This window comes from Candidatus Poribacteria bacterium (assembly GCA_026702755.1).
GTDB lineage: Bacteria > Poribacteria > WGA-4E > WGA-4E > WGA-3G > WGA-3G.
The window spans coordinates 65,305-80,245 of sequence record JAPPBX010000112.1 but is presented as its reverse complement, the minus strand read 5'-3'; the positions used below and the strand labels follow the sequence as shown (position 1 = coordinate 80,245).

Below are 14,941 nucleotides of genomic sequence, written 5' to 3'. Positions count from 1 at the left end.
CACTCAGGGCATTCTTTCATCGGCACGGCGATAAACGCGGAATTCAGAATGTGCAAGCGAGCGCATTGGAAACGGCGCACCACTATCGGATATTTGAATACCAAAAAACGCTGGTGTCCGTCGGAATGTCTTGTGCAATTTGTAGGGGCTTCCTTCCCCTAAAACGTGCATGTAAAACGCGAGCACTTCCTCCAAGTCAATTTCACTGAGAGGATACCAATCCTTTTTTTCGTAAGATTGAGGACGCGCTCGATATTTTTGAAACACTTCGAGATCTGGCACAAGGATAAGAACCCATTTTACCTCTTCACCTATCACCATGTCCAATTCAGGAAGAAGCCAGTCAAATAGAATTTCTGGAGCAACAGCAATAGATTCTTCCTGAGGAATGTGTACTGATACCCAGTTCGATACCTCGATTCGAGTGGGTTGCGTGAGCAGGACAGAAGCAAAAGAGATAGTATAAACAAACGAGTAAAGCACGACGGCACCACCCAAGATTACGCGAAGCCATCTCCCAAATGCTTTGACTATAGTCGGATGTTCAGAGTTTCCAATCCTACGTGAACGTACTACCCCCAAAAGTGTCTCTACAACATTCGGTAAGTGTCTGAGTGCGGCAGCAGCAAGCACGGTGAGTATTGGATAGAGTATTAGCAGATGGCGTACAAACTTAACCTTGTGTATCCCGATAAACAGTAAATAAGGAATAACGAAAGATAGTAAGAGGATGGATTGGAAGGTTGGAAAACTCGAAGGTTCTTGGTTGGAAGATTGGAGGGTTGGAAGGTTGGGATCCTCATCCTTCCCTTCTTCCGTTCTGCCAGTCCGTTGCTGACTGCTGACTGCTTTAAGCGACACGAACGCACACAAGACCCCCAAACTGGCAAGGACTGCAAGTGGCAGCCCCATACCCCATTTCAAAAGTGTCCACAGATAGATAAACCGACCCAGCCAATCAGATTCTGCTGTGCTCATGAGACCGAAGTGTCCCCAGTGATAATGAGACGCTTCATACCAAAAATCCTGAAAGAAGAGATTCCATTCCGGTGAGATTAAATCTATGAGCCAATAAGGGCAGAGAAAGGTAAAAGTTAAAGCAGAGATACCAACAATTGTCGCAAGCCTGCGATAAAAATGTCTACTACCGACAAAGCACAACAAGGCAAAAACAACAAAGATAGTCGTAAATTTGACGGCGAAGCCGACCCCCACAATGATGCTGAGCCATATCGCGGTTTGAAACGTAAGCGTAGTTGAGGCAGAACGCGCGCGCGTCAGGTGCCAGAAAAACAGTGTCACACAGAGAGTGGCAGGGATGTCGACAAGTGCGAAACGCGACTCGTTAGTGGCGTGTAACATCGCAACAGCGAGCAATCCGGCTGCAAGTTGACCTACACGTTTGCTGTAACAGTGAAACCCAATACGATAGGTGAACCAAAGCGTTGCTGTAGACAACAGGACATTGATGCAGCGTGCCAGTAAAATTACGCGGGCCTCTGTCGGATACCAACCACAGAACGATAACAATTTGCCTACGCCAGCAATGATGTAAAACCACGCTGTTCCGGGCCAGTTGTAGATTTGTGGAGGTGCCGTGAAGTGGATAAGATTCAGCACATCTTGTGCGATTAGAACTTCACGTGGGTCGGGAGAATCGGGTAAGCCAACGTTTACGCCGATGAGGCGTAGTACAAAACCAATAGCGAGAACCGTTGGCATAATAAGGTTATTCGTAAAACCAGCGTAGTTTGCCAGATTGAAGGATCTTCTCACCGTAACAAGCGATTTCATCTTTTATGGTAAAATCGTAAACATCCTATGCGATCACGCCACGGAGAATATCCAGCTTTTTAAAGATTGTCCGCCAACGCTCTCCGTGATTTTCACCTACATACACAGGAACAAACCCTAAGTTGAGATAATTCTTGATTGCAGGAAGACGAAAATCGTCTGTGTCTAACATGACATACGCCACATACCGCGTTTTAAAATAGTGCAGGAGAAACACCGTCAGCCATTTTCCAAGTTTATGTCCAGTATGTTCTGGGAGCACAGCGAGCATATCAATGTAGCCGATCGGTTTGCCACGATGACACCTATTCCAAGCACACGCCGTGCCGATAGGAACATCTCTGTGGATGGCGAAGCAGAATCCATCTGGATCAAAATTGGGTTGGTTGATAACGTTAGCATAAGTATCTTCAGAGGTTCTGCCTTGGTCTACAAAGGTTCTGTCCATTATTCGTGCCCAATAGACTTCGTCTCCGCGCTGATAAGTTCGGATATGATAGTTGTCAGGACACCGAAACTTCGGTAGATTCTCCAAATCATACCGAGCCATTCTGAGTTGATCTTCCACCATATATTAACGTGAAACTTTCGTCCACAGTTCCTCGGGAAGTGTTTCTCTAACGTTTGCAATTTCTGCTGACATAGAGGGCAATCCCAGTTTCTCAAAAATCTTCCGCCATCGTTCGGGTTGTTCGTCTTCAACGTAAACAGGTATAAATCCCAGATTCAGATAGGTCTTTACAGCAGGAACACGAAAATCGTCGGTATCCAGCATTGCACTTATGAACCCGTTGTCGCGGAAGTAGGTGAGAACAGCGAGCGAAACCCATTTTCCGAGTTTATGTCCGGTGTGTTCAGCGACAACACCTACCATGTGCACATATCCGACATCCTTTTCATCTACAGATTCCCGCCACGCACAGGCAGTCCCAACAGGAACATCTTGATGTGTTGTGAAGTAGAGTCCATCAGGGAGAAATACATCTCTACCAGTAATCTCATTCCTCGTATCCTGCGCGGTGCGTTCTCTGCCACCGAACGAGTCGCTAATGATATTTGCCCAGTGCACCTCGTCACCTTCTTGATAGGTTCGCATGCCGTAGCCTGCCGGAAGTTCTAACTCTGGTAAATCTTCCAAATTGGGACGTACCATTCTAAGTTGTCGTGCCATTTTTTTAATTTTCCTTGCGGTTAAACGACGTGGTCTGTACTTTGGTGCTCTTCGCTCAGGATCTGAAGAAACACCCAAGCAAAACCCCTCCACTTCGTTTCGGGCTACGGTTTCGTTACTGTTTTATCTGTAGATGTCGCTGGCATAGGAAATCCGAAGAAGCACCATTTTACTTAGGTGTTTCTGACACAAAAACCCTTCCACTTCGTTTCAGGCTGCACGCTTTTATCTATGTCGCGAATCCAGATTTACAAAATATCCAAACTTTCGCAATTATATCACACCTCAAAAATTGGTGCAAAATCTTTACAATATTTTTCCAAAATGCTATAATAGCTGTCAGTCATCAGTTGTCGGTTATCAGAAGAATAGTTTTCAGTCGTCAGTCGTCAGTTTTCAGTTAAGAAGTTTCCTCTAGCAATCGATCCTATGTTGGAATATGCTAAGAAGGGCTAATTTGTTACAAACTGCTCTTTAACTCTCACTGCGAGGCAAACCGACGACTGGTAACCGAAAACTATTAAAAGGCGGAAATCAGGTGAAACAACCGGTCAAAAAAAGCCCCAATATCGTGCTCGTCGGTTTTATGGGAACCGGAAAAACCTCTGTCGGTAGACGGCTCGCGACACAACTCAGGATGCGTTATGTGGACACAGACGACATTATCGAGCGAGATAGCGGGCGACGTATCAGCAATATCTTCGAGGAGGACGGGGAAACCGCTTTTCGAGAACTTGAAAGCGAAGCCGTTCTTAAAGTTTCCAAACGGCATAACTCCGTTATCTCTACAGGAGGCGGTGTTGTCTTAAAAGAAGCCAACATGATAGCACTGAAGCAGAACGGTGTTGTTTTTTGTCTAACAGCAACCCCTGAAGAAATCTATCGGAGGGTTGGACACCAGACACATCGACCGTTGCTCCAAACACCCGATCCGCTCGCGCAGATCCAGTCAATGTTAGCAGAACGACGGCCTTATTATGAAGAAGCCGATTATATGGTGAGAACGACAGGACGCTCATTCGGTGAAATCATCTTGCACATCAAACGGATGTTTGTAAGAAGCACCAGGAATCCAAAATGACGAAAACCTTACACGTGGAACTCGGAGATAATAGTTATCCCCTTGTCGTTGGGATAGGACTCCTCAACCGAGTTGGCGAACTCCTTACACCGCATACAAAATCGAATAAGGTGCTCATCGTTTCGGACACATTCCTTAAAGCGCGCTATATGCCTGTTGTCCTGAAGAGTCTTGAAGATGCTGGTCTTGATGTAAGTACAATTGCAGTTCCCGCTGGCGAAGAGAACAAATCATTGACCCAATTCTCCCACATACAGGATAGCTTAGTCGCGCATCAACTCGATCGCGGTTCAACGCTTATCGCGCTCGGTGGTGGTGTTATCGGTGACTTGGCTGGATTCGCCGCAGCTGTGTATATGCGCGGTATCCCTTACGTCCAGATTCCAACGACGTTACAGGCACAGGTTGACGCAAGCGTTGGGGGTAAAACAGCGATTAACCATCCGAAGGGCAAGAACCTCATCGGCGCATTCCATCAACCGAAACTGGTACTCATCGACGTAGACACGCTCAAAACGCTACCGCAACGCGACATCCGATCAGGACTTATTGAAGTTATCAAGATGGGCGTTATCCGCGATGAACCGCTGTTTGAGACGGTTGAAGAAAACCTTGACGCTATCTTAAATTTAGACAACACAGCACTCACTGAGATAATTTCGCAAGCGTGTATTAACAAAGCAGAAATCGTTGCTAAAGACGAAAAAGAGAGTGGATTGCGGATGGTCCTCAACTATGGGCATACCTTCGGACACGCGCTTGAAGCATTGACACATTACAATAGGTATCGACACGGTGAAGCGGTTTCTATCGGGATGAACTGCGCCGCACAGTTAGCAGTAAATTTGGGAATGTTCTCCGAAACCGATTTTCAACGGCAACAGACACTCCTAAAGCGTGCGAAACTGCCGATTGCCTTCCCACCCGATCTCACCCCAGAAGCGTTATGTGACGCGATGTATTTGGACAAAAAGACGTTAGGCGGTAAACTCCGCCTCATCCTGCCGACGCGTATCGGAGAAGTCGTTATCCGCGACGATGTAGACGATCGGCATGTTTTAGAAGTTATCTCGCAATGTTTTTAATAGTTATCAGTGGTCAGTCTTCAGTTATCAGTTAAGAGGTCTCTTGTGGCAGCCACAGCACCTCTTGTCACTGAAAACTGATAACCGATGACCATTACACGAGGAACATAACATTTATGATAAAAACAACTCAATGGACAGTCGTCTGCTTGGTGCTGTGCCTAAGCATTGGCACTGCGTTTAGCCAAGGACTCAGCCCACCGGCAAACGTCACGGCAGTGGATACACCCAACGACGATGGCTCCAGCATCACTATCAAGTGGGACACAGCCCCCGAAGATAGCGGTATCACAGGATATCAAATCCTGCGGCGGATAGCAGACGGCGATCTTGAAGAAATCGGTGAACTACTGCCTGCCGGAACAGCGACTTATGTCGATTCCTCTATTGAAAAAGGGAACGCCTACGCCTACATTGTGCGCGCCGTTAGCGAGACAGAGGCAACAGTGGATTCCGAACAAACCGTCCCCGTCAAAGGAACAGGGGAATGGTTTCATACCGGCAAAATCCCGCTGTTTATCGCCATGCTTCTTTTTGGTGCCGTTATTCTTTGGAATATCTATTATGCGCGGAGTGGTAAAGATATCTTCGTTCGGCGCATCCCTGGACTTGAGGCTGTAGATGAAGCCATCGGTAGAGCCACGGAGATGGGACGCTCTATTCTCTATACCTTAGGGTTAGGTCGCGTAGATGATGTCCCTACTATTGCGAGTATGACAATTCTGGGGCAAGTGGCACGGCGAACTGCCGATTATGAAACACCATTGCGTGTGCCTTGCCGGGATCCAATTGTTATGAATGTCGTGCGTGAGGTCGTGCGAACAGCATATCTTGATGAAGGTCGTCCGGATGTCTATAACGAGGAAAACGTTTTCTTTGTCAGTGAAAGCCAATTCGCCTACGCTGCTGGTGTGGATGGTATTATGCTTCGTGAAAAACCCGCGGCGATATTTTTACAAGGTCAATTTTTCGCTGAATCGCTTATTCTCGCGGAAACAGGCAATTCTATTGGTGCCATTCAGATTGCAGGAACAGACTCTGAGCACCAACTTCCGTTCTTTATCGCTGCATGCGACTATACTTTAATTGGTGAAGAATTGTACGCAGCGAGTGCTTATCTGTCCAGAGAACCGATGTTACTTGGGAGTCTCAGAGGACAAGATTGGGGAAAGGTACTCATTTTCATAACTATGATTCTGGGCGTGATTCTTGAGTTGTCCGGTGTCAATTGGATAACAACGCTCTTACAAAAGGTGAATTAGGGGGATTTATGAAAAGACAAGTACCTTTAGTGCTCTGTTTTCTTTTTGGCGTTGCGACAATTCTGACCCGATTTAGTCCACACCCCTATTCTCAATTCTTTTACGAAGAGGTGAATAGTTGGGTACTCATTATTACGCCTTTCGCATTGGTCTTGGCGACAGTGACACTTATCCGCGCGCATGTGACACGTATTCGTCGGCGTACAGAGTATTGGCGATACAGTTTTATTGTTTTCGTCGGCATTATCATAATGGTTGTCATAGGGGTACCCTTTGGACCGCAGCATTCTGTGTTTGAATGGTTATTCAACAACGTTCAAGTGCCGATGGAGGCCACTATGTTTTCACTCTTAGCCTTCTTTATTGCATCGGCGGCATATCGAGCATTTCGTGCTCGCTCATTTGAGGCGACCCTACTCCTTGTCACTGCGATTATTGTCATGCTGGGGAATGTCCCAGTTGGAGACTTAATTTGGAGTGAGACATCAAGTATGAAACAGTGGATCTTAAATAACCCGAACCTTTCAGCAAGGCGGGGAATTATACTCGGAGTGAGTTTAGGTGTAATTTCGCAATCCATCCGAATTATACTCGGAATTGAACGCTCGTACTTAGGGGGAGGAGATTAACAGATGCTTGATAAATTGATGAACATGGACAGGCGAGTGGTCTTTATTCTCGTTGCCCTTGCAGTTATCATCCCGACGAAACTACAGGTGAATTTACCCATTTCGGTCTCTGAACCCACACAGCAGCTCTACGATTATATTGATAATTTAGAAGCAGATTCAACCATCATGATTGCATTTGATTATGGGCCTGCAGGTCTACCGGAACTCCATCCGATGGGGAGGGCCGTCCTCAAACAGTGCTTTGATAAAGGTGTCCGTGTTATTGGTGTCACATTAGCTCCCGATGGGCCCACCTTAGCAAATACACTGATGGAAGAAATTGCCCAAGAGAGCGGAGCCACGGCTGGCGAAGATTATGTTTTCCTGGGCTACCGACCCGGAGGTGTACTGGTTATGCTTGGAATGGGAACCAATATCGCCGATGTTTTTGAAAGTGACTACAACGGAACAGCACTTGCTGAAATTCCGATAATGGAAAACATCACAAACTACGACCAAATCTCTCTTCTGGTGGACTTCGCTTCTGGCAGCACCACAGAGCAATGGATCAATTATGCGAACACACAATACAATTTACAAGTCGCTGCAGGTGTCACCGGGGTTATTATAGCGCAGATGTATCCGTTCCTGCAAACCGGACAATTGGTAGGCTTAATAGCAGGTATTGCGGGAGCTGCTGAGTATGAACGCCTCATAGATGCTCCGGCAAAAGGAATGCAGTGGATTAATATTGAATCGTTTGTGCATCTATTGATTGTCGGTTTAGTCATTCTTGGTAATATCACATTCTTCATTCGGAACCGGCAAGAGGAGTAAATTTATGGAAATTTTTGGCATCTGGCTCGCGGCGTTTTTGACGTTGTCCATTTACAGTTTCCTTTATCGAGATAATCCATTCTATCGGTTTGCTGAATATCTTTTTATAGGAATATCAGTTGGATACTACATCGTTATTTACATTCACCAAGGCTTTATCCCATTTGCTTGGGAGCCATTTTGGGCGGCGGTTAAACCTTTCTGGCCAGGAATCCCTCGAGAAGCCGGCTGGATAGGATTGATAAAATTGATTCCAATAGCACTGGGGCTTTTGTTCTTTGGTGGTTTGTCTCCGCGGCACACATGGCTGATTCGCTATCCGAGTGCTGTTCTTGTCGGGTTTGGATCAGGAATCTCCATTCCACTGATGTTACAGACATTTATTTTCGCGCAGACACGCGGAACGGTTGAACCTTTTGGGGGCATCCATGCTGGGACCGTCACTGGCTGGGGCATTCTTGAGGCAGGACTCATGCTTGCTGGGGTTGTTTGTACACTCACCTATTTCTTCTTCTCTGTTGAACACCGAGGTCCTGTCAAATGGCTTTCAAAGGTCGGTATCGCCTTTCTCATGATCGGGTTCGGTGCTGCATTCGGGAACACCGTTATGGGTCGTGTTGCGCTCCTCATTCAACGTGTTGACTTCTTGCTAAACACTTGGCTCAGCGCAATTTTTTGACATCTTTTAACTATTAGATTTATGCCTTGTGCTCCAAGTATAAAGCAAAGACAAATTATGCCATTTAAGGCATAATTTCATTTTTCACAGATTTTTGGTGGATCAGACGTTCCTCTTAGAGTTGGACGTGAGCTTCGCTAAAAACCATCGTGAAATCTTTTTCATAGTACTACAAAATCTGTAGCCCGTAACGTAGTAGAGGGCGAACTTAAAAAAAGGATGCTAAAGTTCAAATCCACATCATTTAACCGCAAGGAAAATTAAAAAGATGAAACTCGGATATAGCACATGGGGGATGCCCACCGTTCCTATAGACACTGCCATCTCCCATCTCGCGGAACTTGGATACGATGGCGTTGAACTCACCATCATTCCACGCTTCACGACCGAACTCAGCACGCTTGACGCTGCAGAACGGAAACGGATAGCATCTCTATTGGAGCAGCACGACTTAGCACTACCGGCAATCGCGGCACACTCCAGTCTATTGGAAATAGATCCGGACGCACACGCCAAAAACATGTGGCGATTAAAAGGTGGTGTTGATCTCGCCGTCGAACTTGCACAAGGTGATGAACCGCCCGCGGTCAATACGACTCCAGGCGGAAAACCGGAAGAATGGGAAACCAAGAAAGATTTCCTTGCAGAACGGGTCGGTGAACTCGTCGATTACGGGGCATCACGCGGTGTTACTATTGCCATGGAACCGCATATCGGTGCAATCATCGACACACCTGCAAAAGTGCTTGAACTCTTGGAAATCGTCAATTCACCGTATCTCAAAGTCAACTTCGACATCAGCCATTTTGATATTGTGGGTATGCCGACGGAAGAAACGGTGGCGGCGTTAGCAGCGGTATCAGCACATACACACGTTAAGGACCAGCGCGGCACTGCACCTGACCACGAATTCCTCATCCCCGGCGAAGGCCCTTTCGATTATGTTGACTACCTCAAACGGATGCAAGCACACGGCTATGACGGATTCATCACTGCCGAAGTGAGCTTTATGGTGCAGGCACGAGAAAACTATGATCCGCTCGCTGCTGCCACACTCTCATATCAAACACTGTCAAACGCCTTCACGGAAGCCGGAATTGAACGAGGATAGTGATGAGTACCCCAAACATTCTTTTCCTGATGACGGATCAGCAGCGGTGGGATGCGATGGGCTGCAGCGGTGGTTGGGTGCAGACACCACATCTGGATCGTATCGCAAGTGAAGGTGTCCGATTCACCAACTGCGTCACAACATCTCCGGTCTGTATCCCAACGCGGCTCAGTTTGGCAACAGGTTTGTATCCCCACAACACCCATGTCTGGAACAACATGAACCATCAGATGCCTCCTGAAACGTCCACATGGATGCAAGCTGTGCGCGAGGCTGGCTATCGGACGAGCCTTTTCGGTAAGACGCATCTCCACCCACATAACGGGGACTTACGTGAACGCGAAGGATTGATGAACGCTTATGGATTAGACGATGTGAACGAAATCGGTGGACCGAGGGCAAGTGCGAATGTGTTGTCACACATGACGGCGGAATGGGAGGCGAAAGGACTTTGGGATGCCTATCGCGCCGATTATCGCGAAAGGTTCAGCACGAAACCGCATCTTGTCCGTCCGTCAACGTTGGGATTTGAAAATTACGCCGATGTCTATGTCGGACAGCAGGCAAAGCAATACCTCCAGAACTATGATCGAGAGGAACCTTGGTGCTGTTGGGTCAGTTTCGGTGGACCACATGAGCCGTGGGATACCCCCGAACCGTATGCCAGCATGTATGACCCAGAGAATATGCCGCCAGCCATATCGCGTCCACCTGCCGGAGAGCGTCCACGTGGACATTTAGATCGACTGATGCAGCGGGTGAATCCAACGTTTGAACCCGGTGAGATCGGGAGACTCCGCGCGAATTACGCAGGCAACGTCACGCTCATTGACACACAGATTGGCGAGATTCTTGACACAATTGAGGCACGCGGCGAACTTGGAAACACAATCATTGTCCACACCTCCGACCACGGTGAAATGAACGGTGATTACGGACTCATCTATAAAAGCAATTTTCTGAACGGCGCAGTCCGAATCCCGTTGCTCGTGCGAACCCCTGACAGCACAAACGCCGGAAGTATCTGCGAGAGTCCGGTAGAATGGATCGATATCGGTCCAACGCTCGTTGAATTGGTGGGAGGCGAATTAGAGCACAGTCAATTCGGAAAATCGTTGTGTCCAGTTCTCACGCAACCGGAAACGACACATCGTGAATTTGCAATTTCAGAGATAGAGGGTGAGATTATGCTCCTAAATCAGGAGTGGAAGGCTGCTCTCAACGCCGAGGGTGAAGTCTATCTCTTGTTTGATGTGCAGAACGACCCGGATGAAACACAGAATCTCGCCGGTATACCTGAAGTGGCGGATGTTGAAACGGTGTTACGCCTGCAAATCTTGGAGCGACTTATGCAGACGCAACTGAAAAAACCGTTTCGTTAATAAAAACAACTGAGTGGCTCTGTCGAAAAATGCTATAGTGCTTTTTGCTCTTTAAAGCGTTGCGCTTTACGTACAAGACTCAGTAACTCTTCGTTCCTCTCGCTGTGTTCCCGAGTTTTCGCATGGATATGCGGTAAGACCCCTTCAAGCGTCTCGCGCACACTTTCTAAATTCCCATCTTGTGCCCAGAAGCTGCCTCGCAAGATTTCGGCGAACTCAGCAACAGAAGCAACCAGTTGGAATGCAGGGGTTGCCTCTTCAAATGAACCCTTCAACCCATCCGTAGAGATTGACCTGTTTACCTCTGTTACATTCCCTGTGTCCGGGTTTTCATGCCGAATGGAGACCGTCGCGAGTTTGCCGTTAGCATCTTCGTGAATCTTAATTTCATAGAGCGCGGTGACACTATGTCCTGCACCGACCTCGCCAGCGTCTACAGTGTCATTGCGAAAATCTTCATGCGCGAGCCGTCGGTTTTCATACCCCAGCAGCCGAAATCGACTGACGGTTTCCGGGTTGAACTCAACTTGGATTTTAGCGTCTTTCGCAATGACTTGTAGCGTGCCAGTCAGATTCTCCACAAAAACACGTTTCGCCTCGTTCAGTGTATCAACATAGGCATAACTACCATTTCCCTTGTTGGCAAGTTGTTCCATAAGAATATCGTTGTAATTCCCCATGCCGAAACCGACTGTTGTCAGCGTTACGCCTTCTTTAACGTAAGTGCGAATTTCTTTGAGAATCGCATCGGAACCGGTTTGTCCGACATTCGCTACACCATCTGAACACAGAATCACGCGGTTAATGCAATCTGGTTTTGAATTCTGGAGGGCAAGTTTATATCCCATTCGGAGTCCTGCCTCTGCGTTCGTTGCCCCTTCTGGAGCAAGCGCACGGATTGCGGTTAAGATGTGTTCTCGATTCACAATGCCGGTATGAGGTAGCACCACCCGAGCATTGGAGCCGTAAACGACAATGCCCACTTTGTCATTGGGACGGAGCTGTTCAAGCAGAAGTGTCAATGCTTTTTTTACCAATTCTAATCGATTTTCCCGAGACATTGAACCAGAGACATCAATCACGAAGGTAAGTATCGCATCCTTTCGGTCAGTGTCAGAAATAACGCGCCCTTGGATGCCGATTCGCAGCAATTGAAGCCGCTTCCCTTCGCCAAACTTTGAAGGCGCGCCCTCAAGATGAACAGCGAATGCCTCGTCTGCCGGCGGTGTGTAATTGTAATCGAAGGCGTTGACGAATTCTTCAACGCGGACCGCTTCTGGGGGTGGGAGGTAACCGTCTCGGAGGTAACGCCGCATGACGGAATATGAAGCGGTATCTACATCCATGCCAAACGTCGAAAACGCGTCATCTTCTGTATCAATGAACGGATTGGTGCCGGCACCTTTAAAGAAGACATCATCATAGACAGTGCCGTTTGGAGGCATTAATATCTGAGGATGTTGTTTCGGTACTTTAACACCACTGAGTCTCCTGTTTTCAACAGTTTGGTCTCGTGCTGCACCGACCTGTTGAACCATTGCTAACCCAGGTGGTCTTTCAAACATAATGCCATTAGCGGTTGGTGTGTTTGGAGCATTTGGGTTCTGCAACGGAGCAGTTGATTTAATCACAGATTCGATAACCGGTTTACGCACTTTCGGTTTCGGTGCTTCTGAAAATAAAATAAATTCTGCCCCAAGAAGTTCTTTGAACTGACGGTCTTGTGCTACCAAATGGAAACCGGTAATAATAACAACAACGATGTGACACACGACTGAGACCACGAGTGCACCTGAAAGTCTTTTGATACGCATTTCTTATACCTCCAAAAAGTTCTTAGTGATATGAAAGTTTCACCATACTCTACGAGTCTTGTATAGGACATAAGCAATTTGCGTGCCATTCTCTGAGACGACCGATATAGGCGAATTTGGAGGAAGGACGGAGATAAACTGCACAAAATCGTGCAAATCGATTCGTGCCCTGCACAAAATGGGACAGGATGGCGAGGGATAAATAGATAGGGTTGCGTAGGTTGGATAAGAGTGAATTGCGCTTTAAGGAAAGTGGGCGGACGACAATGCCCGCCCGTGCAAGAGGTCAGTAAATTAGGCTCTGCCGTAAACAGGGATAGCAGCGCCGTTGATGATAGTTGCATCGTCGGAAGTGAGGAAGCATATCACCTTCGCTACATCGGCAGGGGCTACCCATCGGTCATGGTCCTCGTCCGGCATAGATTCTCGGTTAGCAGGTGTATCCATAACGCTCGGCATAATGGCGTTGACGTTCACTCCCGAATCCATCACCTCTGCAGCCAATGACTCGGTTAAAGTACGTACACCACCTTTAGAGACACAGTAAGCACTCAATCCCGCCTCTCCTTTTAAGCCAGCGCGCGCAGAGACGTTAATGATCTTCCCGTAACCCTGCGCGGTCATGTGCGGAATTGCCGTCTTACAGCAGAGGAAAACCGACTTAAGGTTGAGGTTCATCATGAAATCCCATCTATCCTCTTCAAGCTCCGCAGTTGGGATCCCACCGACAAACCCTCCAACAATGTTCACCAGGACATCCAACGAACCAAATTGGGATATGAATTCCTGAACGGTTTTCTGAACTTCGGTTTCCTCGGTAACGTTCGCAAATAGGAAGGTGACATCTTCAAAAAGGTCTGGATTGAGCTTTTTGAAATTCTCAACTTCGTTCTCAAACAGATACGTGACAGCAACGTTATCGCCTTGGGCGATATAGGCTTTGGTGCCGGCACTTCCTAATATACCGGTGCCGCCGGTGATAAGGACATTACGGTTCTGTTTTGTCATTTTAAAATTTCTCCATTTGGTTAGTAGTTATGTATATAAAGGTTTGAATGAAAACATTTCATACAACCCCGATACCGGGGCGTTTTGGTAGTATCAATTTACCTTCATCAAGAGTTACACCGGTGTATGGATCGTTGGCAATAAGCAGATGACCATCCAGATCGGCATAGTCTACGAGTGGTGTCAGGTGTGCAGCTGCGGTGATACCGAGCGAACTCTCTATCATACACCCCAACATAACAGATAAGCCGTGTGTACGAGCGACACTTATCATCCGGCGCGCTTCAAGCAATCCACCACACTTGACGAGTTTGATATTGATACCGTCAACACATTCAGCGAGAGTCGGTATATCGCTTGCGCGTTTGACGCTCTCATCGGCAATAATCGGTAATTCTGAATGTTCGCGGACAAACTTGAGTCCTGCCAGATCATTAGGTTTCGTCGGTTGTTCAATCAATTCCACACCATATTGAGCAAGTTCTCTGATCTTACCAACCGCTTCTTTCGGTGACCACGCCGTATTTGCATCGACGTAAATAGGTTTATCTGTCACATCGCGAAGTTTCTGAATTGTCTCAATATCGCGAGGTGTGCCGAGTTTAACTTTCAGGATCGAATACATCTCAGCGCGTCTCGTTTTCTCCGCCATCATTTCAGGTTCATCAAGTCCAATGGTAAAAGATGTACAAGGGGTTCTATGACGATTGAGTCCCCAAAGTTGATAGAGCGGAACACCCAACTTTTTACCGAGTCGATCGTGGAGTGCCATATCAATGGCGGATTTCGCTGCGTAATTGCCGCCGAGTGTTGTTTCAAGAGTCTCCATCACATCATGGATTGCATCCAGATCGCCAGAAATCGCGGGCGCAAGGATTTCCAATGCTACACTGACTGTCTCAGCGGTTTCACCATAAAATCGCGCGGGTGCCGTTTCACCGATGCCACCGTCAATCTCTACCGAGACGACCTGTCGGGATGCGTCTGTCGCACGGCGGGCGATCTTGAAGGGGTCCTTGAGGTGCAATTCTGTGATTTTAACGTCCATTTTCCTAATTTTCCTTGCGGTTCGTTCAGGTAGATTGCTCTTTTGACATGCCTTTCCG

Annotated in this window: 14 protein-coding genes; 8 read left to right on the top strand and 6 right to left on the bottom strand. The window is 47.4% G+C overall.

What is annotated here, in order from left to right:
* Positions 1–3 precede the first annotated feature (3 nt).
* The 3 genes from OXH39_22220 to OXH39_22210 all read right to left on the bottom strand — a co-directional run bounded on the left by OXH39_22220 (position 4) and on the right by OXH39_22210 (position 2,965).
* Positions 4–1,722: a glycosyltransferase family 39 protein gene (locus OXH39_22220; protein ID MCY3553185.1), complete on the bottom strand. Its 1,719-nt coding sequence runs from the start codon at positions 1,720–1,722 to the stop codon at positions 4–6.
* A 97-nt stretch (positions 1,723–1,819) separates the two neighbouring features.
* On the bottom strand, positions 1,820–2,344 hold the full coding sequence (locus OXH39_22215) for a GNAT family N-acetyltransferase (protein ID MCY3553184.1): 525 nt from the start codon (positions 2,342–2,344) through the stop codon (positions 1,820–1,822).
* A 24-nt stretch (positions 2,345–2,368) separates the two neighbouring features.
* Positions 2,369–2,965 carry a GNAT family N-acetyltransferase gene (locus OXH39_22210; GenBank protein ID MCY3553183.1) on the bottom strand — a complete coding sequence of 199 codons (597 nt, stop codon included), beginning with the start codon at positions 2,963–2,965 and terminating at the stop codon, positions 2,369–2,371.
* A gap of 538 nt (positions 2,966–3,503) precedes the next feature.
* On the opposite strand from OXH39_22210, the gene OXH39_22205 reads away from it, so the two are divergent.
* The 8 genes from OXH39_22205 to OXH39_22170 all read left to right on the top strand — a co-directional run bounded on the left by OXH39_22205 (position 3,504) and on the right by OXH39_22170 (position 11,013).
* Complete coding sequence (locus OXH39_22205) at positions 3,504–4,046, top strand: shikimate kinase (GenBank protein MCY3553182.1); 543 nt, start codon at positions 3,504–3,506, stop codon at positions 4,044–4,046.
* On the top strand, positions 4,043–5,131 hold the full coding sequence (gene aroB / locus OXH39_22200) for a 3-dehydroquinate synthase (protein ID MCY3553181.1): 1,089 nt from the start codon (positions 4,043–4,045) through the stop codon (positions 5,129–5,131). Before OXH39_22205 ends, aroB begins: the two co-directional genes overlap by 4 nt.
* 116 nt (positions 5,132–5,247) lie before the next feature.
* Positions 5,248–6,393 carry a fibronectin type III domain-containing protein gene (locus OXH39_22195; protein ID MCY3553180.1) on the top strand — a complete coding sequence of 382 codons (1,146 nt, stop codon included), beginning with the start codon at positions 5,248–5,250 and terminating at the stop codon, positions 6,391–6,393.
* A gap of 8 nt (positions 6,394–6,401) precedes the next feature.
* A complete protein-coding gene (locus OXH39_22190; protein ID MCY3553179.1) occupies positions 6,402–7,022 on the top strand; it encodes a hypothetical protein in 621 nt (206 codons plus the stop codon).
* A 3-nt stretch (positions 7,023–7,025) separates the two neighbouring features.
* Positions 7,026–7,841 carry a hypothetical protein gene (locus OXH39_22185; GenBank protein ID MCY3553178.1) on the top strand — a complete coding sequence of 272 codons (816 nt, stop codon included), beginning with the start codon at positions 7,026–7,028 and terminating at the stop codon, positions 7,839–7,841.
* Positions 7,842–7,845: 4 nt separating this feature from the next.
* Positions 7,846–8,520 carry a hypothetical protein gene (locus tag OXH39_22180; GenBank protein MCY3553177.1) on the top strand — a complete coding sequence of 225 codons (675 nt, stop codon included), beginning with the start codon at positions 7,846–7,848 and terminating at the stop codon, positions 8,518–8,520.
* A gap of 268 nt (positions 8,521–8,788) precedes the next feature.
* A complete protein-coding gene (locus OXH39_22175) occupies positions 8,789–9,631 on the top strand; it encodes a sugar phosphate isomerase/epimerase (protein ID MCY3553176.1) in 843 nt (280 codons plus the stop codon).
* Between the two features lie 2 nt (positions 9,632–9,633).
* Positions 9,634–11,013, top strand: coding sequence for a sulfatase-like hydrolase/transferase (locus OXH39_22170; protein MCY3553175.1), 1,380 nt, complete (start codon positions 9,634–9,636; stop codon positions 11,011–11,013).
* 32 nt (positions 11,014–11,045) lie between these two features.
* Here OXH39_22170 and OXH39_22165 read toward each other — a convergent pair whose 3' ends face one another.
* The 3 genes from OXH39_22165 to OXH39_22155 form a co-directional block, all read right to left on the bottom strand.
* Positions 11,046–12,827 carry a von Willebrand factor type A domain-containing protein gene (locus tag OXH39_22165; protein ID MCY3553174.1) on the bottom strand — a complete coding sequence of 594 codons (1,782 nt, stop codon included), beginning with the start codon at positions 12,825–12,827 and terminating at the stop codon, positions 11,046–11,048.
* A gap of 294 nt (positions 12,828–13,121) precedes the next feature.
* Complete coding sequence (locus tag OXH39_22160; protein ID MCY3553173.1) at positions 13,122–13,835, bottom strand: SDR family NAD(P)-dependent oxidoreductase; 714 nt, start codon at positions 13,833–13,835, stop codon at positions 13,122–13,124.
* 58 nt (positions 13,836–13,893) lie between these two features.
* Positions 13,894–14,883, bottom strand: coding sequence for a dipeptide epimerase (locus OXH39_22155; protein ID MCY3553172.1), 990 nt, complete (start codon positions 14,881–14,883; stop codon positions 13,894–13,896).
* Between the last annotated feature and the right edge of the window lie 58 nt (positions 14,884–14,941).

What these genes read in the sequence shown, in the direction of transcription:
- OXH39_22165 (MCY3553174.1), bottom strand. Translation starts at nt 12,827, where the DNA reads ATGCGTATCAAAAGACTTTCAGGTGCACTCGTGGTCTCAGTCGTGTGT.
- OXH39_22215 (MCY3553184.1), bottom strand. Translation starts at nt 2,344, where the DNA reads ATGGCTCGGTATGATTTGGAGAATCTACCGAAGTTTCGGTGTCCTGAC.
- OXH39_22190 (MCY3553179.1), top strand. Translation starts at nt 6,402, where the DNA reads ATGAAAAGACAAGTACCTTTAGTGCTCTGTTTTCTTTTTGGCGTTGCG.
- OXH39_22185 (MCY3553178.1), top strand. Translation starts at nt 7,026, where the DNA reads ATGCTTGATAAATTGATGAACATGGACAGGCGAGTGGTCTTTATTCTC.
- OXH39_22170 (MCY3553175.1), top strand. Translation starts at nt 9,634, where the DNA reads ATGAGTACCCCAAACATTCTTTTCCTGATGACGGATCAGCAGCGGTGG.
- OXH39_22220 (MCY3553185.1), bottom strand. Translation starts at nt 1,722, where the DNA reads ATGCCAACGGTTCTCGCTATTGGTTTTGTACTACGCCTCATCGGCGTA.
- OXH39_22210 (MCY3553183.1), bottom strand. Translation starts at nt 2,965, where the DNA reads ATGGCACGACAACTTAGAATGGTACGTCCCAATTTGGAAGATTTACCA.
- OXH39_22180 (MCY3553177.1), top strand. Translation starts at nt 7,846, where the DNA reads ATGGAAATTTTTGGCATCTGGCTCGCGGCGTTTTTGACGTTGTCCATT.
- OXH39_22175 (MCY3553176.1), top strand. Translation starts at nt 8,789, where the DNA reads ATGAAACTCGGATATAGCACATGGGGGATGCCCACCGTTCCTATAGAC.
- aroB (MCY3553181.1), top strand. Translation starts at nt 4,043, where the DNA reads ATGACGAAAACCTTACACGTGGAACTCGGAGATAATAGTTATCCCCTT.
- OXH39_22195 (MCY3553180.1), top strand. Translation starts at nt 5,248, where the DNA reads ATGATAAAAACAACTCAATGGACAGTCGTCTGCTTGGTGCTGTGCCTA.
- OXH39_22155 (MCY3553172.1), bottom strand. Translation starts at nt 14,883, where the DNA reads ATGGACGTTAAAATCACAGAATTGCACCTCAAGGACCCCTTCAAGATC.
- OXH39_22160 (MCY3553173.1), bottom strand. Translation starts at nt 13,835, where the DNA reads ATGACAAAACAGAACCGTAATGTCCTTATCACCGGCGGCACCGGTATA.